This window comes from Curtobacterium sp. PhB190, from assembly GCF_004365385.1.
Taxonomy (GTDB): Bacteria; Actinomycetota; Actinomycetes; order Actinomycetales; family Microbacteriaceae; genus Curtobacterium.
The window spans coordinates 59,484-85,395 of record NZ_SODN01000001.1 but is presented as its reverse complement, the minus strand read 5'-3'; the positions used below and the strand labels follow the sequence as shown (position 1 = coordinate 85,395).

22 protein-coding genes are annotated in these 25,912 nt (G+C 70.2%); 10 read left to right on the top strand and 12 right to left on the bottom strand.

Annotated elements, in window-relative coordinates:
- The first annotated feature begins 44 nt into the window (after window positions 1-44).
- A complete protein-coding gene (locus EDF47_RS00355; protein ID WP_235035956.1) occupies window positions 45-620 on the top strand; it encodes a DUF3043 domain-containing protein in 576 nt (191 codons plus the stop codon).
- Window positions 621-1,039: 419 nt separating this feature from the next.
- Here the strand turns inward: EDF47_RS00355 and EDF47_RS00350 are convergent, their stop codons facing one another.
- Genes EDF47_RS00350 through hisD form a run of 3 tightly spaced genes read right to left on the bottom strand, consistent with a single transcriptional unit; the run spans window position 1,040 to window position 3,979 of the window.
- A complete protein-coding gene (locus EDF47_RS00350; RefSeq protein ID WP_131878962.1) occupies window positions 1,040-2,116 on the bottom strand; it encodes a quinone-dependent dihydroorotate dehydrogenase in 1,077 nt (358 codons plus the stop codon).
- The gene (nrdR, locus tag EDF47_RS00345) at window positions 2,113-2,658 is read right to left on the bottom strand and encodes a transcriptional regulator NrdR (protein WP_131878964.1); all 546 of its coding nucleotides are present in this window, start codon (window positions 2,656-2,658) and stop codon (window positions 2,113-2,115) included. The genes EDF47_RS00350 and nrdR overlap by 4 nt, the downstream gene beginning before the upstream one ends.
- 13 nt (window positions 2,659-2,671) lie before the next feature.
- Window positions 2,672-3,979 carry a histidinol dehydrogenase gene (gene hisD, locus EDF47_RS00340; protein WP_131878966.1) on the bottom strand — a complete coding sequence of 436 codons (1,308 nt, stop codon included), beginning with the start codon at window positions 3,977-3,979 and terminating at the stop codon, window positions 2,672-2,674.
- Window positions 3,980-4,031: 52 nt separating this feature from the next.
- Between hisD and EDF47_RS00335 the strand changes: the two genes are divergently transcribed.
- The 4 genes from EDF47_RS00335 (at window position 4,032) to EDF47_RS19680 (ending at window position 9,803) form a co-directional block, all read left to right on the top strand.
- Window positions 4,032-5,426 carry a hypothetical protein gene (locus EDF47_RS00335; RefSeq protein WP_133938201.1) on the top strand — a complete coding sequence of 465 codons (1,395 nt, stop codon included), beginning with the start codon at window positions 4,032-4,034 and terminating at the stop codon, window positions 5,424-5,426.
- A complete protein-coding gene (locus tag EDF47_RS00330; RefSeq protein ID WP_131878970.1) occupies window positions 5,423-6,907 on the top strand; it encodes a glycosyltransferase family 2 protein in 1,485 nt (494 codons plus the stop codon). Before EDF47_RS00335 ends, EDF47_RS00330 begins: the two co-directional genes overlap by 4 nt.
- The gene (locus EDF47_RS00325; RefSeq protein ID WP_131878972.1) at window positions 6,907-9,546 is read left to right on the top strand and encodes a glycosyltransferase; all 2,640 of its coding nucleotides are present in this window, start codon (window positions 6,907-6,909) and stop codon (window positions 9,544-9,546) included. Before EDF47_RS00330 ends, EDF47_RS00325 begins: the two co-directional genes overlap by 1 nt.
- Window positions 9,547-9,647: 101 nt before the next feature.
- Window positions 9,648-9,803, top strand: coding sequence for a hypothetical protein (locus EDF47_RS19680; protein ID WP_165900991.1), 156 nt, complete (start codon window positions 9,648-9,650; stop codon window positions 9,801-9,803).
- 82 nt (window positions 9,804-9,885) lie between these two features.
- Here EDF47_RS19680 and EDF47_RS00320 read toward each other — a convergent pair whose 3' ends face one another.
- Entirely contained in the window at window positions 9,886-10,455 is a 570-nt protein-coding gene (locus EDF47_RS00320; protein WP_243698061.1) for an SGNH/GDSL hydrolase family protein, read from the bottom strand.
- 102 nt (window positions 10,456-10,557) lie between these two features.
- The gene (locus tag EDF47_RS00315) at window positions 10,558-11,238 is read right to left on the bottom strand and encodes an SGNH/GDSL hydrolase family protein (protein WP_166673161.1); all 681 of its coding nucleotides are present in this window, start codon (window positions 11,236-11,238) and stop codon (window positions 10,558-10,560) included.
- Window positions 11,239-11,309: 71 nt separating this feature from the next.
- Here EDF47_RS00315 and EDF47_RS00310 point away from each other — a divergent pair, with 71 nt between their 5' ends.
- Entirely contained in the window at window positions 11,310-12,425 is a 1,116-nt protein-coding gene (locus tag EDF47_RS00310) for a glycosyltransferase (RefSeq protein ID WP_131878978.1), read from the top strand.
- Window positions 12,426-12,468: 43 nt separating this feature from the next.
- Window positions 12,469-13,317 carry a DUF6270 domain-containing protein gene (locus EDF47_RS00305; protein ID WP_131878979.1) on the top strand — a complete coding sequence of 283 codons (849 nt, stop codon included), beginning with the start codon at window positions 12,469-12,471 and terminating at the stop codon, window positions 13,315-13,317.
- Between the two features lie 20 nt (window positions 13,318-13,337).
- Here the strand turns inward: EDF47_RS00305 and EDF47_RS00300 are convergent, their stop codons facing one another.
- Both EDF47_RS00300 and EDF47_RS00295 read right to left on the bottom strand, forming a co-directional pair.
- Window positions 13,338-15,041, bottom strand: coding sequence for a glycosyltransferase family A protein (locus EDF47_RS00300; protein WP_131878980.1), 1,704 nt, complete (start codon window positions 15,039-15,041; stop codon window positions 13,338-13,340).
- Entirely contained in the window at window positions 15,038-16,603 is a 1,566-nt protein-coding gene (locus EDF47_RS00295) for a glycosyltransferase family 2 protein (protein WP_131878981.1), read from the bottom strand. Before EDF47_RS00295 ends, EDF47_RS00300 begins: the two co-directional genes overlap by 4 nt.
- A 120-nt stretch (window positions 16,604-16,723) precedes the next feature.
- Here EDF47_RS00295 and EDF47_RS00290 point away from each other — a divergent pair, with 120 nt between their 5' ends.
- The gene (locus EDF47_RS00290; RefSeq protein WP_131878982.1) at window positions 16,724-19,453 is read left to right on the top strand and encodes a CDP-glycerol glycerophosphotransferase family protein; all 2,730 of its coding nucleotides are present in this window, start codon (window positions 16,724-16,726) and stop codon (window positions 19,451-19,453) included.
- Here EDF47_RS00290 and EDF47_RS00285 read toward each other — a convergent pair.
- The 3 genes from EDF47_RS00285 to EDF47_RS00275 are packed head-to-tail and all read right to left on the bottom strand — an operon-like array spanning window position 19,387 to window position 21,658.
- Window positions 19,387-20,085, bottom strand: coding sequence for an acyltransferase (locus tag EDF47_RS00285; RefSeq protein ID WP_243698055.1), 699 nt, complete (start codon window positions 20,083-20,085; stop codon window positions 19,387-19,389). The two genes, EDF47_RS00290 and EDF47_RS00285, sit on opposite strands and share 67 nt — an antisense overlap.
- A 26-nt stretch (window positions 20,086-20,111) precedes the next feature.
- Window positions 20,112-20,840: an ABC transporter ATP-binding protein gene (locus EDF47_RS00280; protein ID WP_222660739.1), complete on the bottom strand. Its 729-nt coding sequence runs from the start codon at window positions 20,838-20,840 to the stop codon at window positions 20,112-20,114.
- On the bottom strand, window positions 20,837-21,658 hold the full coding sequence (locus EDF47_RS00275; RefSeq protein WP_111103526.1) for an ABC transporter permease: 822 nt from the start codon (window positions 21,656-21,658) through the stop codon (window positions 20,837-20,839). Before EDF47_RS00275 ends, EDF47_RS00280 begins: the two co-directional genes overlap by 4 nt.
- Before the next feature lie 168 nt (window positions 21,659-21,826).
- Between EDF47_RS00275 and EDF47_RS00270 the strand changes: the two genes are divergently transcribed.
- A complete protein-coding gene (locus EDF47_RS00270) occupies window positions 21,827-23,197 on the top strand; it encodes a glycosyltransferase family 4 protein (protein ID WP_131878983.1) in 1,371 nt (456 codons plus the stop codon).
- The gene (locus EDF47_RS00265) at window positions 23,194-24,648 is read left to right on the top strand and encodes a glycosyltransferase family 2 protein (protein ID WP_131878984.1); all 1,455 of its coding nucleotides are present in this window, start codon (window positions 23,194-23,196) and stop codon (window positions 24,646-24,648) included. The genes EDF47_RS00270 and EDF47_RS00265 overlap by 4 nt, the downstream gene beginning before the upstream one ends.
- A 53-nt stretch (window positions 24,649-24,701) precedes the next feature.
- Here EDF47_RS00265 and EDF47_RS00260 read toward each other — a convergent pair whose 3' ends face one another.
- Window positions 24,702-25,553, bottom strand: a complete 852-nt coding sequence (locus tag EDF47_RS00260; RefSeq protein WP_131878985.1) for a hypothetical protein — start codon at window positions 25,551-25,553, stop codon at window positions 24,702-24,704.
- The gene (locus EDF47_RS00255) at window positions 25,550-25,900 is read right to left on the bottom strand and encodes a DUF2200 domain-containing protein (protein WP_131879175.1); all 351 of its coding nucleotides are present in this window, start codon (window positions 25,898-25,900) and stop codon (window positions 25,550-25,552) included. Before EDF47_RS00255 ends, EDF47_RS00260 begins: the two co-directional genes overlap by 4 nt.
- Window positions 25,901-25,912 lie beyond the last annotated feature (12 nt).

Below are 25,912 nucleotides of genomic sequence, written 5' to 3'. Positions count from 1 at the left end.
TCTAGAGGACGATCCCGCACGCACAACGCCGTTAGGAACGCACCGTGGCGAAGGCAGCCCCCAAGACCAACACGACCGTGAACCCCACCGAGGAAGAACTCCTCGAGCAGGGCAAGGGCCGCCCGACGCCGTCCCGCCGTGAGCGCGAGGCAGCGAACCGCCGCCCGCTCGTCGGCAACACGCCGGTCGACAAGAAGGCCGCCCGCGCGCGTCTCAACTCGGACCGCGAGCGTGCCCGCGTCGGCATGGCGAACGGCGAGGAGCGCTACCTGCCGGCGAAGGACCGCGGTGAGCAGCGTCGCTTCGTCCGCAACTGGATCGACGCACGCTGGAACGTCGGCGAGATCATGATGCCGGTGCTCGTGCTGTTCCTGATCGTCGGCTTCGCCGCCTCGCAGACCGCGATCGCCTCGTACTCGCTCCTGCTCGTGTGGGCGTTCGTGGCCCTGTTCGTGATCGACTGCGTGGTCCTCTGGCTGTCGATGCGTCGCAAGCTCACCACCAAGTTCGGCGAGATGCAGCGCGGCACGTTCCTCTACATCCTGACGCGCGCGTGGCAGCTGCGGTTCCTGCGTCTGCCGAAGCCCCAGGTCAAGCGCGGGCAGTACCCCGCCCTCTGACCCCAGGGTCGCTGTCCGAAGCGCCGTCCGGCCTCGCCGGGCGGCGCTTCGTCGTTCCGGCGTGCGCGCGCTGCCGAGGTTCCACGACTCGCCGCGTGCGCGTCGCCGAGGTTCCACAGACGGCCCGCCCGCGCGCCCAGGTTCCGAAATCTCGGACACTCAGCGGCCGCGGCCGGGCTTGGCCACGCACCGACGGACGGGAGGCCCGTGGCGGGACCGCACCGGGCCTCCCGTCCCAGGGGTGGCCGGCGAGGTTCCACGACTCGCCGCATGCACGCCGCCGAGGTTCCACAGACGGCCGCCGAGAGCCGCGAGATGCCGAGATTTCGGAACCTGGAGGGTGCCAGGCGGGACGGCCGGGAACGACGGGCGGGACGTCCGGGACGCGCCGGACGGCACGCGCCCGCCCGCCCGCCGGCTCAGCGCGCGGCGCGGCGCAACCGCTTGCGCCGCAAGCGGTTGATGCGCGTGGCCCAGCTCGGCCCCTCGTAGAGGAACGCCGTGTAGCCCTGCACGAGGGTGGCCCCGGCGTCGATGCGGTCCTGCACGTCCTGCTCGGTCGTCACCCCGCCGACGGCGATGACACAGAACTCGGCGGGCACCGCGGCACGGACCCGACGCAGCACCTCGAGCGAGCGCGCGGCCACGGGAGCGCCGGAGAGTCCCCCGGCACCCATTGCCTCGACGTCGGCCGGGTCCGCGGCGAGCCCCTCACGGGAGATCGTCGTGTTGTTGGCGATGATGCCCGACAGCCCGAGCGACACCGCGAGGCCGGCGATGGCGTCGACCTGCTCGTCGGTCAGGTCCGGCGCGATCTTCACCAGCACGGGCGTGTCACCGGCGGCGTCGCGGACGGCGGACAGCAGCGGTCGGAGCTGGTCGAGTTCCTGCAGGCCGCGCAGGCCGGGCGTGTTCGGGGAGCTGACGTTGACCGCCAGGTAGTCGGCGAACGGCGCGAGGCGTCGTGTCGACTCGAGGTAGTCGTCGATGGCGTCCTCGACGGCGACGACCCGGCTCTTGCCGATGTTCACGCCGATGACCGGGCGACCCGGGTTGCGTCGGGCGCGCTCGAGCCGTCGGGCAGCAGCACCGGCGCCGTGGTTGTTGAAGCCCATCCGGTTGATGAGGGCGCGGTCCTCGATGAGACGGAACAGGCGCGGACGCTCGTTGCCGGGCTGGGGCTTCGCCGTGATCGTGCCGACCTCGACGTGACCGAAGCCGAGCAGGCCGAGGCCGCCGATGCCGCGGGCGTCCTTGTCGAACCCGGCGGCGAGGCCGAAGCGCGACGGGAAGTGGATGCCCATCGTCGTGATGCCGTCAGCAGCTGCCGGGCGGGAGTACCGCTCGACCAGACCGCCGACGAACGGGACGTGGGGCAGCGCCTTGATGACGGCGAACGCCAGGTGATGGGCCCGCTCGGGGTCCATCTTGGCGAAGACCGACCGGAAGACGACGGCGTACCCGGACCGGACCAGGCCTTCCGCGACCCCGCTCACGCGCCGGCACCCGCCGGCGAGCCGGCGGCACCCGAAGGCGACGCGCCGGCACCCGAAGGCGACCCGGCACCCGCAACCCCAGCGGCCGCAGCACCGTGGTGGTCACGGCGGAGCTGGCTGATGGCGTCCTCGAAGTCCTCGAGCGAGTCGAAGGCCTGGTAGACGCTGGCGAACCGCAGGTACGCGACCTCGTCCAGCTCACGGAGCGGCGCGAGGATCGCGAGGCCGATGTCGTTCGCGTCGATCTGGCTCGAGCCGGACGACCGCACGGTCTCCTCGACGCGCTGCGCGAGCACGGCCAGGTCGCCGTCGGTGACCGGTCGCCCCTGGCAGGCCTTGCGCACGCCGGAGACGATCTTGTCGCGGCTGAAGGGTTCGGTGACGCCGTTGCGCTTGACGACGTTGAGCGACGCGGTCTCGGTGGTCGAGAAGCGTCGTCCGCAGTTCGGGCACTGTCGACGGCGGCGGATGGAGGTTCCGTCGTCGCTCGTCCGTGAGTCGACGACGCGGGAGTCCGGGTGGCGGCAGAAAGGGCAGAACATGTCGTCGCCCAGGCTATCGGTTCGTGCGCTCCGACACGGCGGCGCCGTGCGCGGGGAGCTGCTCCTCGGTCGACAGCGCGACGATGTGCGCGGCGACCTCGTCGAGCGCGGACGCCGAGTACCGGATGACCTGCTGCGGACGCAGGAACGTCGACGCGGACAGCCCGGAACCGAAGCGCGCCTGGCCGCCGGTGGGCAGCACGTGGTTCGACCCGGCCAGGTAGTCCCCCAGGCTGACGGGCGTGCTCGGCCCGACGAACACCGCTCCGGCGGCGTCGATGTCGGCGAGCACCGCGTCGTCGTCGGCCGTCTGGATCTCGAGGTGCTCCGGCCCGTACGCGTTGCTCACGGTCGCGGCGTCGGCGAGGGAGTCCACCAGCACGATCGCGGACTGCGGTCCGTCCAGGGCGGTCTGGAGGCGCGCAGCCGTCCCGAGCACCGCCGTGCGTTCCGGGATGGCGGCTTCGACTGCATCGGCGAACGTCGCCGACGTCGTCACCAGCACACTCCCGGCCTGCTCGTCGTGCTCGGCCTGGCTGATGAGGTCGGCGGCGACGAACCCGGGGTCGGCGGTCTCGTCGGCGATCACGAGGATCTCGGTCGCGCCGGCCTCGGCGTCGATGCCGACGACACCGCGCACCAGGCGCTTCGCGGCGGCGACGTAGTTGTTGCCAGGACCGGTGACCAGGTCGACGGGCTCGAGGTCGATCGCGGGGACGCCGTACGCCAGCGCGCCAATTGCGCCGGCGCCGCCCATCGCGTAGACCTCGTCGATGCCGAGCAGTCCGGCCGCGGCCAGGATCGTCGGGTGGACCGCACCGCCGTGGTCGCGCTGCGGCGGGGACACGAGCGCGATCGACCGGACCCCGGCGACCTGTGCGGGCACGACGTTCATGACGACGCTCGACGGGTAGACGGCCTTGCCGCCGGGCACGTAGAGGCCGACGCGGCGCATCGGCTGCCAGCGCTGGTGCACCTCGGCGCCGTCGGCGAGCGTGGTGACGGAGCCGGCCGGCACCTGTGCGGCGCTGGCGGCTCGGACGCGGCGGATGGCTTCGTCGAGCGCATCCCGCAGTTCGGGGGTCAGCCCGGCGACGGCTGCCGCGATCTCGGCGACCGGCACCCGGACGTTCGCCGGGGCGCCGCCGTCGAAGCGTTCGGCCTGGTCGTGCAGTGCGTCCGCTCCACGGTGTCGGACGTCCTCGACCAGCTCGCGGGCGGCGTCGACCGCGTGCGAGACGTCACCCACGGCGCGCGGCATGAGTCGGAGGAGTTCGGCACGGGCGGGCAGGCCGCCACGGAGGTCGATTCGCTGCATCATCAGGGGACAAGCCTACCGAGGTGCTCCCCCACGCCCAGTAACGTGAGGGTCGATGAACTTCGAGAAGACACGGCGCCTCGTCAGCGACCTCGTCCGGGTGAACGAGCGGTACGCGCGGGACGGCCACTACCGCAACGACGTCCGCGAACGACTCGGGCGCACGGTGTCCCGCGTGGACGTCGGCGTGGCCCGGCGCGAGCGTGACCGCGCACCACTGGCTGCCCGACCGTTCGAGGGGCTGGTCGAGACGAGCCTCGCCCTGGCGGGCATCCGGACGGTCGGCCGGGAGCCCGAGGTGGTGCTCGTCGTCGACGAGCTCCGCGAGGGCGCGGCGTTCGCCGGGGTGCAGACGGCGCTGGCCGTCGCGATCGCGCTCGGTGCACGCCTGGGCCGGTCGGTCCGGGTCGTCATGGTCCGCTGGACCACGCCCGGCAACAGTGCGGCCGCGGCCGAGGCGCTCGTGGCGGACCGGTTCCCGGAGTCGCGGGTCGACGGCCGCCCGGGGGTCCGCGTGGTCCGACGCGAGGACGTCCTGGACACCGAGTTCGGCCGCGACGACGTCTGGATCGCCACGCACTGGAAGACCGCGCACCCGATCGACGTCGCCGTGACCGCCGGGGTCGTCCCGCGCGACCGGGTGGTGTACCTGGTGCAGGACTACGAGCCCGGCTTCAGCCCGTGGTCGACCGAGTACGCCGTCGCCGCCTCGACCTACCGCGCCGGCTTCCGGGTGCTCGTCAACTCGGAGCCCCTGCGGAAGTACCTGGCCGACGTCGAGGACCTGGACGTGCCGGCGGAGCGGACCTTCGCACCGCACCTGGACGTGGAGCTGCTCGAACGCGTCGCCACGGCCCGACGGCACGAGGACGTGGTCCGGGTGCTGTTCTACGGCCGCCCGAGCAAGCACCGCAACCTGTTCCGGCTCGGTGTCGCCGCCCTGCGCGTCGCGGTGCAGGAGCTCGCGGCCGACGGGATCCGGGTGGAGTTCCACTCGGCCGGCGAGCAGCACGGCGACGTCGAGCTCGACGGCGGCAGGGGCGACGTCAAGCTCGTGAGCCACGGCACGATGCCCTGGGACGACTACTTCCGCTTCATCGCCTCGACCAACGTCGTCCTCTCGCTGCAGCACAGTCCGCACCCGAGCCACCCGCCGTTCGACGGTGCGATCTCCGGCGCCCGCGTGGTCACGAACGAGTTCCGCGGCACCCGTGCGCACCTGCACCCCAACCTGACGGCCGTGCCCGCCGACGCCCGGTCGCTCGGCCTGGCCGTCGCCGACGCCGTCCGCCGCGCCGCGGCCGAGGGCCCCACCGGCTTCGCCCCGCTCGCCGAGCACGCGCTCGGCGGTCCGCTCGACGCGGCCGTCGACGCACTCGCGAACGCGCTCGAGCACGACAGTCGCGACAGCCACGACGACCAGCACGACCACGAGGAGTCCACCCGATGACCCGCACCACCCTCGTCGTCGTCCCCGTCTACGGAGACCTCGAGTCCCTGCTGCGCTGCGTGGACGGACTCGTCGAGCACCTCGACACGTTGGTGCACCGGGTGCTGCTCGTCAACGACTGCGGCCCCGACGCCGACGCGATCGAACGCGCCCTGCTCGAGCGGATCGACGGCCGGCCGGGGTTCCGGTACGAGCGCAACGACGGCAACCTCGGGTTCGTCGGCACGTGCAACCGTGCCGTCCTCGAGCTCGACCGCGGCACCGGCGACACCGGCACCGGCACCGGCACCGGCACCGGCACCACAGGAGAGGCCGTCCTGCTGCTCAACAGCGACGCCGTACCCACCGCGGGGTTCCTGGACGCCATGCTCGACGTGCTCGACGAGGACCGCACCGGCGTCGTCACGGCACGGAGCGACAACGCCACGATCGCGAGCATCCCGTACCGACTGACCAACCGGGGTGCCGCACGCACCGAGGAGCGCACGCGGGCCGTCTGGGGCGCGGTCGCCCCGCTGCTGCCGGTCTCGCAGGTCTTGCCCGTCGCGATGGGCTTCTGCTTCCTCACCCGCCGCGAGCTGATCACCGAGCACGGGTTGTTCGACGACGCGTTCGCCCCCGGGTACGGCGAGGAGAACGACTACTGCCTGCGCCTCGCCGAGCACGGCTGGACGTCGCGGATCGCCAACCGCGCGCTGGTCCTGCACGCCGGTGGCAAGAGCTTCTCCGGCAACCGCAACGCCCTCCGCGCTGCGCACCAGCGCGAACTCGAGCACCGCTACCCGTTCCTGCCGGACGCCGTCGCCGCCTACCAGCGGCACGGCTCGACGGCGACGGAACGCTTCGCCGACGCGCTGGTCCCCGCGGGTCCCCCGCCCCGCCTCGCCGTCGACCTGCGGCACGTCGAGGACGCCGGTGGTCTGGTCCGCGAGATCGACGCGGCCTTCGCGGACGGCTTCGACCTGGAGGCCCGGCTCGCCCCCGGCACGTCGGCCCCCGGTGAGTGGACGGTCACCTCCGACGCCCCGATCCCGGACGACCTCGTCACCGTCACGGTCCTCGTGGACCCCACACCCGCCGAGGTCGTCGCCGCCAACCGACGGTCGCTGGAGCTCGTGGTCGTGCGGTCCGCACCGACCGCCCTGCCGTGGTCATCACCCGCGCACCGAGCCGGAGCGGACCAGGTCGCCGTGCTGCTGGACCCGCACGTCGTCGCCACGACCCGCGGCGGACTCGTCGCGGCGCGCGAGCAACTCGACCGTCGCCTGACCGCGCCGCTCGCGTCGCGCTCCGAGGCCCTCGAGAGCCGATGGGCAGCGCTCCTCCCCCTCGACCTCACCGCCGCCGAGGTCGCGGTGGGGAACGCCTCCGACGAGGTCACCCGGCTCCGCCGCGAGCTCGACGACCTGCGCGCGAGCCGCTCGTTCCGCACCGGCCAGGCGATCGCCAAGGTCGCCGCACGGCTGCCGGGTCGCCGCTGATGGCCGAGGCGAAGGGCCTCGGCCGCGTCGCGCGACGCCTGGCGCGCCCGTTCCGTGGCCCCGAGAAGCCGTTGACCGTCACGGACCGGCTCGACCGCTGGGCCCGGCGGATCGCCGAGTTCGGTGTGCTCGACCGCGCGTACTTCGAGGCCCAGACCGGACGGACGTTCGACAGCGACGCCGACGCCATCGCGTTCTACGTGCACAACGACGGGCAGCGAGGGCTCTCGCTGCACCCGCTGATCGAGCACGAGTGGATGCGCGAGCACCAGCCCGTCCCGGCGATGTCCTGGTACGACGCCCTGCACCAGGAGGGCCCGGAGCTCTTCCAGACCGGACCGCTCTTCGACGCCGGCGTGTACGCCGCCTCGGTGCCGGAAGCCGACCGCCCGGCGTCCACGCTCGATGCGCTCCGCGACTTCCTGCGGAACGCGACCGACGCGACCACGCTCCCCGTGCCTCCCGGCCGCCGTGGCCACGCACCGACCTGGGGCGCCGCACGCGACGCAGCCGTCTCCGCTGCCCGCGCCTTCGCCGACGCGCAGCACCGGACCCGGCGCCGCTACCGGGCCACGTGGGACGGGCCCGACGTCGCCGAGGCGCTCGGCCGGTACCCGCGCGGTGTCGCGCGACGCGACGCGGAGCAACCGCTCGTGTCGATCGTGATGCCCGTGTACCGACGCGCCGACGTGGTCGGTGCGGCGATCGCCTCGGTGCGCGCGCAGCGGCACGCGAACTGGGAGCTCCTCGTCGTCGACGACGGGTCCGGCGACGAGACCGCCGAGGTCGTGCGTCGGATCGCCGCCGACGAGCCGCGCGTCCGCCTGGTCGAGCGGGAGAACGGCGGGGCGGGAGCCGCGCGCAACACCGGACTCGCGGCGGTGCGCGGCGACTTCGTCGCGTTCCTCGACGCCGACAACACCTGGCGACCCGAGCACCTGTCCGCCGCACTCGCCGGGCTGCTCGAGACGGACGGCCCCGGCGTGCACACCGGCGTCCGGATGATCGGCGCGAACAACGCCGACGACTCCACCGCCCCCGCCGAGACGTACCGCGGCGAGGACGGCACGCTCGACGACCTGCTCGCCGGCAACTTCATCGACCTGAACGCGCTCGTCGTCCGTCGTGACGTCGCCGCTGCCGTCGGGCCGTTCGACGAGACCCTGCGCCGCTGGATCGACTGGGAGTGGCTGCTGCGCATCGGGAAGCGCTCCGGCGTGCCCGCGTACGTGCCCGTGATCGGCGTCGACTACGACAACGTCCGCGACCCCCGACGCGTCTCCTCCGCACAGCCCGCGTCGTGGCAGGAGGTCGCGCTCGCCCGCCACCGCATCGACTGGGACGCCCTTGCCGAGGCAGCACCGGCGCGCGACGCCGGACTCGTCTCCGTCGTCGTGCCGGTGTTCCGCGACTGGACAATGACCCGGCGCGCCGTGGACGCCGTGCTGCACGCCGCCGACCACGAGGGCGACCGGGTCGAGGTGGTCCTGGTCGACAACGGCTCACCGCGCTCGGTCTCGGCCGTGCTCGGCGCCTGGTTCGGCGACGAGCCGCGAGTCCTGCTGCAGCGCGAGGACCGCAACCGGAACTTCGGACTGGGCAGCGACCTCGGCCTGGCCCGCTCCACCGGCGGCACCGTCGTCATGCTCAACAACGACACCGAGGTCACGACCGGGTGGCTGCGGCCGCTGGTCTCCGCGCTGGACGACCCGTCCGTGCTCGGCGCGCAACCGCTGCTCGTGTACCCGGACGGGGTCGTGCAGGCAGCGGGCACGGTGTTCGGCGGGGACAAGGTGCTGCCCTGGCACTTCCTCGGCGACCACCCGCGGCACGATGCTTCGCGGGCGTTGGCGGGTGCCGGGACCGCACGGCTGGGTGCTGCCGGTGGTCGCCGCTTCTCGGCGATCACTGCTGCTGCCGCTGCGTTCCGGGCCGTCGACCTGATCCGCTGGCACGGGTTCGACCCGGTGTTCGCGAACGGGCTCGAGGACGTCGACCTGTGCCTGCGGGCCCTCGATGCGTCGCCGGACGGCTCGGCGTTCGCCGTCGTGCCGTCGTCGGTCGTCGTGCACCACGAGAGCCGCACCCCCGGTCGCGACGACGCCCGGGTGGACAACCGGCGGGTGTTCGACGAGCGCTGGCGTGGGCGGTACCCGGCGGCGGACGCCGGAGCGCACTACGAGGCGGCCGGGCTGCGGTGGCTCGGTGTCGAGCCGGGGCTGCCGAAGGGGCACGCCGTGATGGTGCGGTCGTCGCGGCCGATCGTCGTCCGGGACTTCGCCGGGGCCGCTGGTCCTGCCGGCGCTGCCGGCGGTCCCGGTGCTGCCGGTCTTCGGGTCGCGGTGAAGCACGACGGGAGTCGGGTGGCAGACGTCACCGCGCTGGTGACCTCGCTCGAGGCTGCCGGTCACTCCGTGCAGATCGACCTGCCGACGTCCTGGTACCGGGGGTCGAGCGGACTCGACGACGTCACGGTGCTGGTCAGCGGCGGCGCGGGATCGGACGTCTCGTCGTTCGTGCCGCAGCCGGGCGCGCGGAACGTCGTGTGGCTCGCGGCGGGGCAGGTCGTGGCGGACGGGGACTTCGCCGCAGTGGTGCCGGCCGGTGCCGGTGCCGATCAGGTCGTCCGGACGCTCTGACCCGAGGCTTCGTCGCGTCCCAGGCGGATTCTTCGGGGTCGTTCACCCGCTTCCGAGGCGATCGCTCCCCGTTGTTCACCTTCGGCGCGCAGCATGGTCGCATGTCGCTCATCTCAGACGTCGTGCGGTCGACCTTCACGACCAAGTGCTCGGTGTGCGGTGCAGTCATCCTGAAGCGCGATGCGCTCGACCACGAGGGCCAGGCGTTCTGCTCGGTCCTGCACGAGGCCGAGTACATCGTCGCCACGCTCGACTGACGCCGCAGACCACGAACGGCAGGTGCGCTCCGCACCTGCCGTCACCCTCGCTCGATCCGTCACCGATCGTGCGCACGCGGGATCATCCGGCGCGCACAGGTGCCTCTCGTGCCTTCTGGTTGAGGCCGGACGTCGCGGCCGCCTGTCGGATGAACAAACGCATGCGAACTGCTGCCTCAGCGGAGACGTGCGGCAGCGGGTGTGTGCCGTCGTCACTCGACCCCCCACCCCACGAGTTGTTCGATGCTCGGGCGAAGGCGAAGGGGTCCGCGACGACCCACCCTCGCCGCGCGCCGAGGTCGAAGAGGTGCCGGTTGGCCACGACGCCGTTCGCTCGCTGGTTCACCGGCCCGTCGCTGTGGTTGCTCGGGGGAACCAGACACAAGAGTGCGGTCTGGCACTCGGCGAACCGGACGATCTTCTCGATGTTCGCCGTCATCTCCTCGAACGGGACGCTCTCGCGGACGTCGTTCATCCCGAGCATCACCACGAGGACGTCGGCCAACGATCGACGGACCTGCCCGAAAGCCCGTTCCGATGTCGCGCCGTCTTCTGCGAAGCCGCCCACCAACCGGAGACGGCGGTCTCCGAGCTGATCCCGCCACGAGTCCGGTCTGGCCGTCACGGAGTCTCCCGACACGGCGAAGGTCATCGATGAATCCGGGGTGATCTTGGCACGAGCTCTGAACATCCGACGATGCTATCCACCGCAGTGCCTCTGCGCCGTCCACGGACAGTGGAGACCGTCGCGCGATCACTCTGCGGCGAGCGTGATCGCCTCGTCGTCGTGCGCGCGCAGGATGAGTTCACGCATCGCGTCACCGAGCCGACGGTACTGGTCGGGCCCCGCCGGGTGCGTGCCGTCCGCACTGACCCCGTCGACCCAGGTGGACCCGTCGCGTGCGAACTTCCACGGGTCACCCCAGAGCCACCCCTCCGAGACCGCCAGCTCGCGCAGCGCTCGGTTGTACGCCGCAGCGGCATCGGGCTGCCAGTCGTACGGCGGGAGCGCCGCGATGAGTACGGAGTGCGGGCGGATGGAACGCACGACGTCGCGGTAGGCGTCAGCTTCCTCGGCAAGGGTCCGGTGCAGGCGAACTGCGTTCGTTCCCGCGAGGATCACCAGGACGTCGACGTCCGGAACCGGTTGCACGTGCCGGGCCATCTGATCGGGCGTCGCCCCAGAGCGGGCCCAACCGCCCACGAACTCGATGTCGTCGCCCACCGCGGACGTGATCCACGTCCCGTCGTCGAGACCGTTGCCGAGGTACCGGGATGCTCCGGCACTGAGCGAGTCACCGACCACCGCGAGCCGGACCGGAGCGGACACCGCCGTCCCGACGGCCTGCGGCTGAGGGCCGTCGAGGGCCCGTGCCGACACCGCGAAGGCCGCGATCACGATCACCACGACCAAGAGGGCTCGAACCACACGCACACGTCCATCCTCCACGATCATTCGCCGACGACGTGTCCGAGGCCGACACGCAGCCCTCGTAGGATCGCTCTGTGGCAGCAACAGAGCGCTCGCGCCCTCGGGACGACGGGCGTCCCCCGCGACTCGCGGTCTTCCCCGTCTACCGCGACAACCCCTACGTGAACCTCATGCTCCTGGCGCCACGCGCCTCGGGGTGGGACGTGGTCGAGTCGGCGAGGCTCGAGCGCTTCGAGCGGGATCTCGAGCCCCTCGGCTCCGGCGACGTGGTGCACGTCCACTGGACTGCGCCGATCGTGCAACGGGCCGACGGGGCGGACGAGGCGGCCGAGCGACTCGATCGTTTCCGAGCAGCCGTGGACACGGCACGAAGGCGTGGAGCGAAGGTCGTCTGGACCGTCCACAACACGCTCCCCCACGACGTGCGACACGACGACCTGGAGATCACGCTCAACCGGTACCTGGCTTCGACGGCCGATGTGGTCCACGTGATGAACTCGAACACGAGCGACGTGGTCGCTCCGTACTACGACCTCTCCGGGCGATCCGTCTCGCACATCCCACACCCGAGCTACCGGGGCGTCTACGACGGCGTCGGCTCACGAGCGGATGCACGAGCACGATTCGGTCTCGGTGAGGACGATCTCGCGGTCCTCTTCTTCGGTCAGGTCCGCCCGTACAAGGGCGTCGACGTACTGATCGAGGCCCTGCAACAGGCTGAACGACCGGAACGTTTCGTCTTGTTGCTCGCGGGCAAGACATCTGCGGAGGACGTTGCGACCATCGATCGGTTGGTGCCGCCCGGCCTGCGGACGGTCCGACACCACGGCTACGTGGACGACGCGGACGTCAAGTCGTGGTTCGACGCGGCTGACGTCTCGGTGCTTCCGTACCGGCGGATCCTCAACTCCGGGAGTCTCCACCTCGCCGCGACGTTCGACGTGCCGACCGTGCTCCCCGACGAACCGCACCTGCGGGGTGACTTCGGGCACGAGCCGTGGGTTCGTTGGTTCGAGCCGGGCAACCCCGCTGCACTCGCGCACGTCCTGTCCCAGCCGTTGCCAGCTCGAGGAGCAGCGCACGACTTCAGCGCCAGGCTCGCCCCGTTCGCCGTCTCCAGACGCTACGACGCACTCCTCAGCGCGATCTCGAGCCTGCCGGAGCGGGTCGGGTCCGATCCTGAGGCATAATCGATCCTCGTCGTGCGCCTCGCTCGACTGGACGGAGAACAAGGTGTCACGGATCAAGGTCGGGATCATCGGCTCGTGCGTCACGCGAGAGGCCTTCATCACGCGGAACAACCCGCAGTACAAGGACGTCTACGACCTCGGCCCGCTCGCTTGGCAGACGGGTCTCGTGAGCTTCCTGTCGAAGCCGGTCGCCGGTGACGTCGCGGAGTCCATCGAGCCCGGGGCGAAGGTCAACGAGCACGGCGCCCGAACCATGGCGCGCGACATCGCGAAGACCGATCGGGCGGACCTCGAGGCGTTCGCTCCCGATTACCTGCTCTTCGACCTGTACTCCGACGTACGGTACGGGCTTGCGCGCATCGGGGACGCGACCATCACGAACAACCCGAACAGCTTCCGCAAGACCGACTACTTCGCCGCAGGCGAGGGCTTCACAACACTGCACATGGCGAACGCGAGTGCGGAGTACGTGCCGCTCGTCGAAGCTGCTGTCGACGACCTGGTCGAGTGGCAACGACGAACGCTCCCGCAGACGACCCTCGTCCTGAACTGCTTCCGGTACAGCTCCTACTACCGGACGAGCACCGGCGACCTCAACTTCGTGAAGTACCGCGGGGATCAGAAGCGGGACGACCTCTACCGCCGCCTCCTCCGGGAGAACGACCGCTACGACTCGCTGTACCGCTCGATCACGGCCCGACACGATCTCCGGACGATCGACAACCGGGATCGCTCGTACCACTCAGACGGAGACCACCCCTACGGCATCTCCCCTTGGCACTTCGGTCGTCCCTTCTTCCAGGACTTCATGGCCGATCTCGACCGCATGGTCCTCGACGACACGGTGGTCGGGACCCGTGCCGCCGCGGCCCTCGCGAGCGTCGGCTCCTGAGCTGATCGATCGCCTGTCGGTCACCTGCCGAGAGTGGCTCGCGCCGCTCGTAGGAGGCGTCGCGCGACTGACGGGTTCGGCGCACGTCGGTCGATGAGGAAACGCCAGCCGTCACTTCGATCAGCCAGGGGCTGGAGCCGCACGTCCTCCGCGACGGGCGGCAACGGCATCCGCGCGGTCACCACTGTGAACTCGAGGCGTTGGTCGCGGAACGCGATCCGGAACGCCGTGTGGTGCCGACCCGCGTGCACGTCGTCGTCCTCGACGCGGAGCCACCACCGAGCGTCGTCGTGGTCGAGTCCGAGCAGGATCTCGTCTCCGTCAGGGCCGGTGAGCGCCAACTCGAGGGAGGCTCCGTCGGGCACCGTCGCCCCCAACGGCCCAGCCAACGTCAGCAGTCCGACTCCGGGATCTGCTCGGTCCACGACGAGGGGCGCCAGGTGGCGTGCTCCCGACACGAGTTTCACGCCCACCGGGTCAAGCGCACGCACGGCTCCGGACACCGCCCGGAGGACCTCCGAACGGCCCTCGACGCCGGCAACCAGACCGACGAGGTCCGTCACGGCGGAGTCGAGGACCATCACGTCAGTGTGTTCGGCACGGTTGGCCAGGAGGACCAGCGGCCCGTCGTTCACGAGCTTCTCGCGATCGAGCGCGAACTCGGCCTCCTGACCGAGTTCGACGACCGTGCGGATCACCTCCGACCAGCCACGAACGATCGGCAGTGGAACGGCGTGGTCGTCCTGGCCCTCGTGCATCGCCGAAGCGAACCGCACGGCGACGTCCGCCGCTCCGTTCGCCAACAGGAACCAAAGTGCTCGACGTTCCGCGCGGACCGCCTCGCGATCGTCCCCTGGGATGACCCGCAACAAGCGACGCACCACGTCGATGACCGCGTCCAGCTCGTGCGCGGTCGGCTGCCCGCGGAGGAACCGATCGAGGTGGACGTACCCGTCGGCGCCGAGGACGACTTCGGCATGGGCACGGCGGACGTTCGGAGCGGCGTCCGCGAGCAGCGACGCCACCTCCATCTCCTGTCCGAGGTAGCTGGTCACGCCGTCGACGCTCGACGCTCGTGCGGTCATGGAGGACGTCCCCGGCCGTTCCCGGTAGAGGTAGACGACCTCAGACACGACAGCGATCCGGTCCGCCGCGACGTAGGCGCGGACCATCGGGACGATGTCGTTCGAGCGTGCCACGTCGGGAAACCGGATCCCCTCCGCACGCAGGAAGTCGGTCCGGAACACACGGTTCCAGCACGCCCGGTTGGCCACGAGTCTCGGCGTGGACTCGAGATCCGTGACGCCGCCGTCGTGAACGTCGTACCACGACGCCATCGGTTCCCACGTTGCCCCCGAGCTGAACTTGAGGTGCCGGCCCACCGCGATCGCCGCGTTGCTCGATTCAGCCGCCTCGACGAGGCATCGGTACGCACCGTCGGGCACGAGATCGTCCCCATCGGCGAACACCAGGTAGTCGCCCTGCGCGAGGTCGAGCCCCTGGTTGCGAGCGGCGCCGCCGCCCGCTGATCCGGACCGGTGGAGTCGCACCCGCTCGTCACGCAATGCGACTCGCTCCACCAGCGCGAAGGTGTCGTCGCTCGACCGGTCGTCGATGACGATGACCTCGAGATCGACGTCCTGACGCAGGACGCAGTCGAGTTGCTCCTCGATCCACGGAGCGACGTCGTGCACCGGCATGACGACGGAGAGCTGGACCGTCAACGGAGTCGCCCACTCCGCGCTCGGATGGCGTTCCTGACCCGGGTGATCCCCGACGGGGCCGCTGCGACCTCGACACGGTGCCGTCGACCACCGCTCAACGCGAACTCGACGGACCACAGGTCACCGGGGCGGGCGGACGACGCGACGACCGTGTCGGAGGACAGCATTCCCTGGTGGACGACCGTGGTCACCCCGTCGCGATCGCGGAGGATGCGCCCCTGTGCGGAGCCCTCGAGGCCCTCGAAGCTGATCCTGAGTGCGCCGAGGCGGCGATCGGCGACTGGGTGGACACGCCGGTTCCGACGCAGGAACGCGACATCCTCCACTGCTCCGTCGCGCAGAGCCGAGAGGACCCGCTGTTCGTTGTCGTCCAACCCGCCACCCACAAACGCCTCCCAGAACTCCACGACGCTCTCAGGGCGGATCGGGAGCACCTCACGCCGCTGCGCCGCGTCGAGGACCGGCCGGAACATGCGCTCACGCCAGAGGTCGGCAGCCAAGTCGCCACCGGATGCGATCGCGCGGCCGACTTCGGGGGCAAGGCGGCGCCATCGCTCGACGGCGTCGTCCGCGGGTTGGTCGAACGCCCTGACGAAAGCAGCGACGAGGTGGGTCTCGCGCTGCCGGAGCAGCGCGTACGCGGTCCCGGGGAACGCGCTGAGCTGCTCGAACTCGGTCGGCTCTGCCCACGATCCGATCCAGGCCACGAAGTCAGCGAGCACCTGTGCATCCGATGGGCTGAGCGCATCGATCGCCCGGACCCGTGTCCAGGCTTCTCGGCGGATCAACCGCCTGCCCAGTGCAGCGCAGGCTTCACGTGCACCGTGCGCTTCGTACGTCTCGACGGCTGCTCTGGTCTGCACGACCCAGTCGCTCAGGTCGTCACCACGACCGATGCCCGCCGTCACCGAAGCGTCGTGTCGACGATGGCGGTAGACGACCTCCGGAACGACGTCGACCGTCGCGCGCACCACGAGCTGCGCCCACCACGAGACGTCTTCGCACGTGGTGCGTGTGGCGAACTCGACGCCGGTGTCGAGCAACCACGTCCGCTTGAAGACCTTGTTCCACGGCGTGTGGTCGAACGCGAGGACTGGAGTGTCCGACAGGCGGAGACCGCGTCCACCCGTGGCCCAGAGTGCGTCGTCGACCGTCCAGTAGGTCGTCTCCCGGCCGTCCGAGGTGAACTGCTCTGCCCGTCCGCTCACCACGTCGGGGGCGGCCTGAGCGAAGGCGGCGAGCAGTCGCCGGTACGCGTCCGTCGGCACGACATCGTCGGCGTCCGCGAACGCGACGTACTCGCCGGTCGCCGCGCGCAGCCCGACGTTGCGCGCATTGCCCGCGCCGAGCCGCTCGTCGTTCTCGACCACGACCACCCGAGGGTCACGGGCCGCAACGCCGTGAACGGTGGTCCGCGCCGCGAGGTCGAGCCCGTCGAGCACCAGGATGATCTCGAGCTGCATGTGAGTCTGCGACCGCAGCGCCTCGAGCGCGAGGTCGAACCGGTTGTCGACTGTTCCCACCGGCACGACGACCGACAGCACGGGGAGGGGTCCGGTCACAGGTCTGTTCTCCAGGAGTTCAACACGTTCGAGTTGCAGGGTCCGCGACGAGCAGCCCTCGACTTCCGCCCTAAACTATCGCAGCACGTGCCACACGAAGACAGGAAGCTGATCCACCCCATGGCCTCAGGGACCCGGACAACACCACTCATCTCCGTCGTCGTCGCTGCGTACGACGTCGAACGGTACCTGCCCACACTCCTCCGCTCGTTCGAACGACAGACAGTGGACCGGGACCTGCTGCAGTTCGTGTTCGTGGACGACGGTTCGACGGACTCGACGAGCTCGCTCCTGGACGAGTGGAGTCGGTCCGCCGGCTCCGACGTGACCGTGATCCACCAGAGCAACGCCTGGATCGCCAGCGCGAGGAACGTGGGACTGGCGCAGTCCACCGGACAGTGGGTCACCTTCGTCGACGCGGACGACGAGCTGGACGAGCGCTACTTCGAAGAGGTCGCCAAGTTCATCGACCTGCACGCCTCCGACGAGGTGGCCCTCCTCGCCGCCCACCTGCTCCTCCTGGACGACGACGGCAACGTGACCGACGGCCACCCGTCGCGCAAGCGTTTCGAGAAGGGCTCGCGCATCGTCGACATGCGCTTGGACCCGATCGTGCAGACCGGGGTGAACGCGGCGTTCATGCGTCGCGATCTCATCGAGGCATCCGGGCTCGAGTTCGACGAGCGGGTCCGCCCGACGTTCGAGGACGCGCACTTCGTGGCCCGTTACCTGCTGCGGAACCACCTGCACAAGATCGGCCTGATGGCCTCTGCGAAGTACCGGTACCGGCAGCGCGGTGACGGCAGCTCCACCATGCAGACGAGCCACGACGACCGCAGGAAGTACACCGACGTACTCCGACACGGTCACCTCGGGCTCCTCGAGGAGGCTTCGGCGATGGGGGCGGTCGATCGTTGGGTCGCCAACACGGTCCTCTACGACCTCGTCGGGTACTTCCGGCGCGAACGTGCGATCCGCTCCCCCTCTGCGCTTGCTCCGGTCGACGCCTTCGACGAGTTCCACGAACTGGCGGCAGCAGTCCTCGACAGAGTCGGCTCCGAGGCCGTTCGCTCCTTCGACCTCCTCCCGGTCGAGTTCGCCGTCCGCCGCGCGATGCTCGTGGGGTACCGGACCGATGCCGATCGTCCGAGCACCGTCAACCTTGCCCAGGTCGACGAATCCCATCAGCTCGTCCAGCTGCAGTACTGGTTCACCCGCGACATCCCCGTCGAACGGATCACGGTCGACGGTCACGAGGTCACCCCCGAGTTCGAGACCGTCCAGGACTTCGTCTTCTACGGGCGCCCCTTGGTCCGCCGACGTGTCCTGTGGATCCCTCGCGGCTTCGTCACCGAGATGCACGTCGACGATCAGCAGGTCGTCTTCGCGCGGGGTGAGGTGCCGAACCACTACGCAACGCTGACCAGACGTCAGCTCGAACCCCAGATCCTCGCGCAGCGTCGAAGGGTGGTCGATCCGAACGAGGTGGAGCTGACGAACAAACAACACGTCTGGCGGGCCGTGCGCGAGCGCGCGATCAGCACCAGGAACTCCCTGCGGAAGACCGCCATCCGGAACGCCGTCGCGCCGGCACTCGCCCGCTCGCGGCGAGCCCGCGACAAGTTCGAAGGCGCGTGGGTGTTCATCGACCGGGACACGGATGCGAACGACAACGCGGAGCACGCGTACCGGTACGTGCGACGGCACCGTCCGGACATCAACGCCTTCTTCGTGCTGAACCGCGACTCCAGGGACTGGGACCGCCTGCAGCGCGAGGGGTTCCGGATGGTCGCGTTCCGCTCGCTCGAGTGGGTGCAGCTCATGCTCCACGCTGAACACGTCGCCTCGTCGCACATCGCGGACTTCGTCACGAAGCCCCTGCCGGTGTCGAAGTTCGGCCATCCTCGCTTCCACTTCACGTTCCTCCAGCACGGCGTGATCAACTACGACCTGTCGCGGTGGCTCAACTCGAAGCGACCGGACCTCTTCGTGGTCTCGACGCCGCAGGAGCGGGACGCGATCGCGGGCCACGGCCAGTGGATCTTCTCCGAGCACGAGGTCGTCCTCACCGGCTTGCCGCGCTTCGATGCCCTGCTCGAGAAGAGCCGGTCGAAGCACGAAGCCGAGCGCGATCTCATCCTCGTGATGCCGACGTGGCGCCACTACCTCGTCGGCGCGCAGGTCGCGGGTTCCGGCGCCTGGGAGCGTGACGACCGGTTCATGGAGAGCCGTTTCGCGAAGGAGTACACGGCGCTGATGTCGTCGCCAGAGCTCCGCGCGTTGGCGAAGCGGACCGGCAAGCGCCTCGCACTCATGCCGCACCCGCTCCTCCGCCCGTACCTGACGGACTTCAACCTGCCCGACGACGTGGAGATCCTCGACTTCGCCGTGGACGGTGTACAGGACGTCCTCGCGCGGAGCGCTGCCTTCGTGACCGACTTCTCGTCGCTGGCGTTCGACGCCGCCTTCATCGACGTCCCCGTCGTGTACTTCCACTTCGACCTCCGCGAGTTCTTCGGCGGATCGCACAGCGGTCGTCGCGGCTACTTCGACTACGACGACGCCGGGTTCGGCGAGGTCACCGGCTCCGTGCAGGAGGTCGAACGTGCGATCGAGCGGATCGCCGAGGCCGACTTCCGTCCGTCGGCGACGTTCCGGGAGCGTGCACGGCGGACGTTCGTCACACGCGATGGCCGCAACTCCGAGCGCGTGATCCAGATGATGGAGTGGCTGACGGGGGGACCGCGGGCGGACGAGCCTCAGGCGGAGCCGATCGCCGACGCTCAGTCGTCGGGGTCCGTCAGCTCCCAGAACGGCGAACGCTCGACGGTCGACGCGTCCGGCTTGTAGAAGGGTTCCTTCAGCGACAGGTGCGGTCGCTCCCAGGCGACGTCCCGTCGGACGACCTTGGCCGGGGTCCCGACGGCTATGCAGTTGTTCGGGACCTGGTTGGTGACGATCGACCCGGTGCCGATGACCGATCCCCGTCCGATCGTGGTCCCGCCGAGGACCGTCACCCCGAGGGCGAGCCACACGTGGTCACCGATCTCGATCGACTTCGAGACGTTGACCCGCTTGCCCGTGCGCACGTCGAAGATCGGGTGCGCGTCGTCCGCCCGGATCTGCACGTGCGAGGCGATCATGACGTCATCGCCGATCCGCACGGTCGTCCCCTCGGTTGCCGAGATGACGCAGTTCGCGGTCGTCGAGGAGTTCGCCCCGACGAGCACGGACGAGTCCTGGCCGATCCGGATGTTCGCGACGAACGCCGGAGCGCCGTGGTTCTCAGCGATCTCGAACACGCCGTTGTCGCAGTCCATGCTCAGCACGATCCGCCCGAGGCGAGCACGTTCGTGGACCCTGATGACGTTGTTCGAGCCGCGGAACGTGATCTTCACGTTGCCCCGCTTCGGGCCGCTGTACTCGATCCGGTTGCCCCGCTCGTCCGAGTACGCCGACAGCTCCTCAACATCCGTTTGCACGGATCAACCTTAGGGGCAGCGCGGGGTCAGACGGTGGCCTCGTAGGCCGACACGACCTTCTTCGTCGGACCGATCATCTTGAGCTCGCCTTCGTTGAGCCAGGCGACCTGATCGCACATGTCCTTGACGGTTCCCATCGAGTGGGAGACGAGGATGACGGTGCGGCCCTCGTCCTTCATCTCCTTGAACTTCGTCTGGCACCGCTTGCGGAACGTCGCGTCGCCCACGGCCAGCACCTCGTCCACGACGAGGATGTCCGGGGTGACGGCGACGGCGACCGAGAACCCGAGGCGGACGTACATGCCCGACGAGTAGTTCTTCACCGGCTGGTCGATGAAGTTGCCGACACCGGAGAAGGACACGATGTCGTCGAACTTCCGCGCCACCTCCTTGCGGCTCATCCCGAGGATCGAGCCGTTCAGGAAGACGTTCTCGCGACCGGAGAGCTCGGGGTGGAACCCGGAACCGACCTCGAGCAGCGACGCCTGCTTGCCGCGGGCGGTGATCGAGCCCTCTTCGGGCCAGAGGATCTTGGCCAGGCACTTCAGCAGCGTGGACTTGCCGGACCCGTTCTTGCCGATGAGTCCGAACGTCGACCCGTGCGGCACCTCGAACGACACGTCCTTGAGCGCCCAGAAGTCCTCGTGCACGGACTTCTTGCCACGCATGACCATGCTCTTCAGCGAGTCGTTCCGCTCGTGGTACATGCGGAACCGCTTGGAGATGTGTTCGACAGAGACGGCAGCATCGGTCACAGCAGTTCAGCCAGTTTCTTCTCGTTGCGGGAGAACACGAAGTAGCCGAGTGCGAGCGACACGCATCCTGCGAGGGCGCACGCGACCAGGTCGGTCCAGTTCGGGAGACGGTTGTCGTACATGAGGTTCCGGAAGACCTCGGAGAACCGCTCGATCGGGTTGAGCTTGTAGACGTGGATGATCCACGGGTGTCCGGCCTTGTTCGCGGCGTCCTCGACGAGCGAGAGCGGGTAGATGATCGGCGACAGGTACATCCACATCTGCAGGCCGATGCCGACGAGGTGCTGCATGTCGCGGAAGTGCACGTTGATGATCGACAGGATCAGTCCGAGACCGGCGGCGAACATGGCGAGGAACACCATCGTCAACGCGATCAACGGAAGGTAGATCCAGAAGTTCGACCCCGCGATCGCGAGGGCGATCAACAGCACACCCATCTCGACGAGCCAGGTGAAGCCGAACGACCCGACGGCCGCGAGCGGCAGCGTCATCCGCGGGAAGTAGACCTTCTTGATCAGCGAGCCGTTGGCCACGATCGAGGTCATGCCCGAGTTGATGACGTTGCGCGCGAAGATCCACGGCAGCAGGCCGCACATCAGCCACAGCGGGTAGATGTTCAGTCCGCTGGGGTCACCGACCTCGAGACGCGCCCGGAAGATGAACGAGTACACGATCGTGTAGATCAGCATCGTCGCGAGCGGGTTGATCAGGGACCACAGCTGCCCGAAGACCGTGCGGCGGTACTTGCCCTTGACCTCGCGCGCAGTGAGGTTCGCCAGCAGCTCGCGCGACGACATGAGCTCGTTCAGGTACGTCATGCTTCGGGTGCAGGCTCCTCCGGGGCGCAACGGAGCGCTCCTCACAGGGATTCGGGGACGAGACATTCTCGCACAAAGGTTGCACAACGCATGTTCGACGCGGTGACTTCTGCCCGCGGCGGGTGGCCGGAGCACGAACACTCCGCAAAATCTCAGTAGAGTTGGTGGGTGATCGTCAGCTTCGCCAACCACTCGACGGCGCCCGTCAACCTCGGCGGCGCGGAGCGGTCCCTCCTCCGGTTCGTCGAGGACTGGCTGGCGATCGACCCGACGATGACCCCGACCTTCGTCACGAAGGCCCCGAAGGGCAAGTTCATCGAGGCGCTCGACGACCGCGGCTGGTCCTACGACGCCCTGCGGTTCCGCGGGTGGGCGCTGCCGAGCCCGCAGCCGGCTCCGGCGGCGGAACGTGCTGCGTTCGCCACCGTCGACTACGCCGCGGTGAACGCGATCATCCGTCTGTACGAGCGGCAGCGCCCGGACCTGGTGGTCACGAACACCCTCGTCGCACCGTGGGCGTCGTTCGCCGCCGCGGTCCTCGGGATCCCGCAGGCGTGGTTCGTCCGTGAGTACGGCGACCTCGACCACGGGCTGCAGTTCCAGACCGGGCGCGCGGGTGTCCTCGGCGACATCGGCCTGCTGTCCGGCGCCGTCGTCACCAACTCCGAGGCGATGCGCGAGCACCTGGCGCAGTACATCCCCGCCGACAAGCTCTCCGTCGCGTACCCGACGGTCGACACCGAGCGGCTCCTGGCCACGAAGGACGACGAGCCGGCGGTCGCACCGTTCCCGCAGGCCGAGCCCGGCCTCCGGATCACGGTCCTCGGCCGTGTCGAGGAGTCGAAGGGGCAGCACCGGGTCGTGGACGCCCTCGGCGCGCTGCACGAGCGTGGCGTCGCCGCGAGCGTCTGCTTCGTCGGCAGCTGGAAGCACCCCGGCGAGGACCAGCGCCTGACCGAGCGCGCCCGCGCGCTCGGCGTCGCCGACCGTGTCGTGTTCGCGGGCGAGCAGCACACGCCCGCTCCGTTCATCCAGGCGGCGGACGCCTGCATCACGCCGTCGACGATCGAGGCCTTCGGCCGCACGACGGCCGAGTACATGACCCTGGGCAAGGCGGTCGTCGCGACCCGCCAGGGCGGGAGCGCGGAGCTGGTCGACGACGGTGTCACCGGCGTGCTCGTGGACGCCGACGACGTCTCGGCCCTCGCGGACGCGCTCGCGTCGTACGCGGCCGACCCGGACACGGCCAGGAGGCACGGTGCGGCTGCTCCGGACCGGCTCGCCTCGGTCACGGGCGCAGGCCACGACAACGCGGCAGCGATCGCACGCCTCGTCGCGCTGGTCGGCACCGAGGGCTACCGCCTCCCCCAGGCCGCGCGGTACTGGTTCGAGCTCCCGGGCGCGTACGCGTCGCTCGGTGCCACGAGTGCGCGCGCCGCGCTCGGCCTGCTCGCGAACCGGGTGCGCGCCCGCTCCGGAACGGTCGGCCGACTGCTCGCCCGACCGGGTGTGGTCGCACGGAAGCTGGCGCGACGATGAGCCGCGACCGACGTCCGGTGACGATCGTCGTCCCGATCTACGACGACCTCCCGGGCCTCGAGCGCTGCATCCAGGCGCTGCTGGAGACCGTCGACTTCTCGGTCGACCGGGTCCTGCTGGCCAACGACGTCGGGCCCCACGTCGACACGATCGAAGCCCGCGTCCTCGAGCTCGTCGGCGAGCACGCCGGTTTCGAGTACACCCGCAACCCGCGCAACCTCGGGTTCGTCGGCAACTGCAACCGCGCCGTGCTCGAACTCGACCGGACCGGCAACGACGTCCTGCTGCTCAACAGCGACACGGTGCCGATGCCCGGGTTCCTCGACGAGATGACCGCGGTGCTGGCGTCCGACGACGCGATCGGCGTCGTGTGTGCGCGGAGCGACAACGCGACCATCGCGTCGTTCCCGTACGCCCGGCGCAACCCGCGTGCGACGCTGCCGCCGCGCCGGACGCGCGAGCTGCACGGCCGCACGAAGTACCTGCTCCCACGCTCGACCGTGTCGCCGGTGGCGATGGGGTTCTGCTTCCTGATCCGGCGCGAGATGGTCGACCGCTTCGGCCTGTTCGACGAGGTGTTCTCCCCCGGCTACGGCGAGGAGAACGACTTCTGCCTGCGCATCAACGAGCACGGTTTCACGTCGGTCCTGGCGAACCGCGCGCTCGTCCTGCACACCGGCTCGACGAGCTTCAGCGGTGACCGCGGCCCGTCGCTCCGGCTGGAGCACGAGCGCATCCTGCTCGAGCGGTACCCGTTCTACGCCGGCGCCGTCGCCCTGTTCCTCGCTCGCTACCGCGACGCCGTCGACGTGTTCGCCGACGCGTTCCTGCCCGACGACGACGTGGTCCGCGTCGCACTGCACGTGCCGGCGGACCTGACGAACGAAGTCGTCGCTCGAGTCCTCAACACCCTCGAAGCCGCTCCGGACGACGTGGTCGTGACGGTCATCGTCGCGAAGTCGCAGATCCGGACCGCGCGGCAGGCCTTCCCCGGGGCCGCCATCGCCGTGGGCGGTCGCCCGCGGCAGATCTTCGACGTCGCGATCGCCCTCGGCACCCTGACGACGTTCGCACAGCTCTCGGCGCTCAACGCGAACGCCCCCCGCTGGATCCTCGTCGACCCGGTGTCGCAGGACGTGCGCTGGTCGCACGCCGTCGCGAACCACCGTGCCTCGGCGATCGACCGCATCCTGCGCCGCTTCGAGAACCAGAGCACCTCCTGGCGTGGCGGCGAGGGGCTCGTCGAGCTGATCCGGATGGCGGCCGCCACCGAGATCGACCCGGCATCGCTCCGTGCCCGGTGGCACGCCGTCTCCGACATCGCCGAGGCGACGGGCCTGCTCGTCCACCGCGCGACCGTGTCGCTCCGCCGGCTCACCGCGCTGAGCTTCGGGGCGCGCAACCCCCGCGTCGTCGCGCGGATCCGCGCGATCACCGGGCGCGGCGCCTGACACGACGCACCTGCTGACGGGAGGCCCGTGGCGGCCCCGCCACGGGCCTCCCGTCAGACGGCGACCACGTCGACTACCGGACGGTGGCGTGCGACGCACGTCGCGTCCCACGCGCCCAGCTGGTGGAGCGACGCGATGCGGAACACGAGCGCCCGGACCAGCAGCTGACGCCACTCCGGCTCGTCGTCGCCGAGCGCGTCGAGCCGACCGACCGGGACCCCGTGCCAGCACACCGCGTCGACGGCCGCGATCGCGGTGCCGAACCCCGCCGGACGCCAGTACGGCGGCCAGTCGATGATCGTCGGTGGCTGCCCGTCGGCGAACAGCACGTTGCCGAGCAGGTCCCCGTGGACCAGCTGCGACGGTGCTCGGACCGGGCGGAACGCCGCGGCGAGCCGGTCGAGGGTCGGGTCCGACGGCAGCGGTTCCTCGCCCCACGCCATCCGGTCGGCACGTGCCCACGGGTCGGTAGCGGCGCTGGATGCGGTGACGGCCGTGCCGGCGCCGGGATCCGTACCGAGGAACGCGGGTCGCTCCAGGCCGGCGATCGCGCGGTGGAAGGCACGACCCGCCCGGATCACGTCCTCGACGCGGGACTCGTGAGCCGCGCCGGGCACGAACTCCCACGCCTCCCAGTCCCCCGACCGCCAGCTGCCGTCGCGGGTGGCCACGGGTCGGGGTGTGCGGAACTCGGCCGGGTACTCGGAGCCCGCTGCGTGGTCGAGTTCCGCCAGGACGCCGGCACGCCAGTCGGTCACCGCAACGCCGTCGTGCGGCCGGAGGACGATGCCCCCGGCACGCCAGGTCAGCCCGCGCCCACCCGCGAGCGGCACGGGCGTGGACCCGGCGACCCCGAAGGCACGCAGCACCTCGGCGCCGGGAACACTCCCGCCGGCTCCGGTCACGCGGTCCGCAACACCTTCGCCATCGGACGGCCCTTCGCGACCTCGTCGACGAGCTTGTCGAGGTACCGGATCTGCCGCATGAGCGGGTCGTCGATCTCCTCGATCCGGACGCCGCAGATCACGCCCGTGATGAGCGGCGCGTTCGGGTGCAGCTGCGCGGCGGCGAAGAAGCCCTCGAACGTGGTCTCGTCCGCCAGGTGCCGTGCAAGCGCTGCATCGTCGAACCCGGTCAGCCACGTGATGACGGCGTCGAGCTCGCCCTTCGTGTGACCCTTCCGCTCCACCTTCGCCAGGTAGTGCGGGTAGACCCCCGCGAAGGGCGTCCCGAAGATCCGGTGTCCGGCCACGGTCACGCCCCC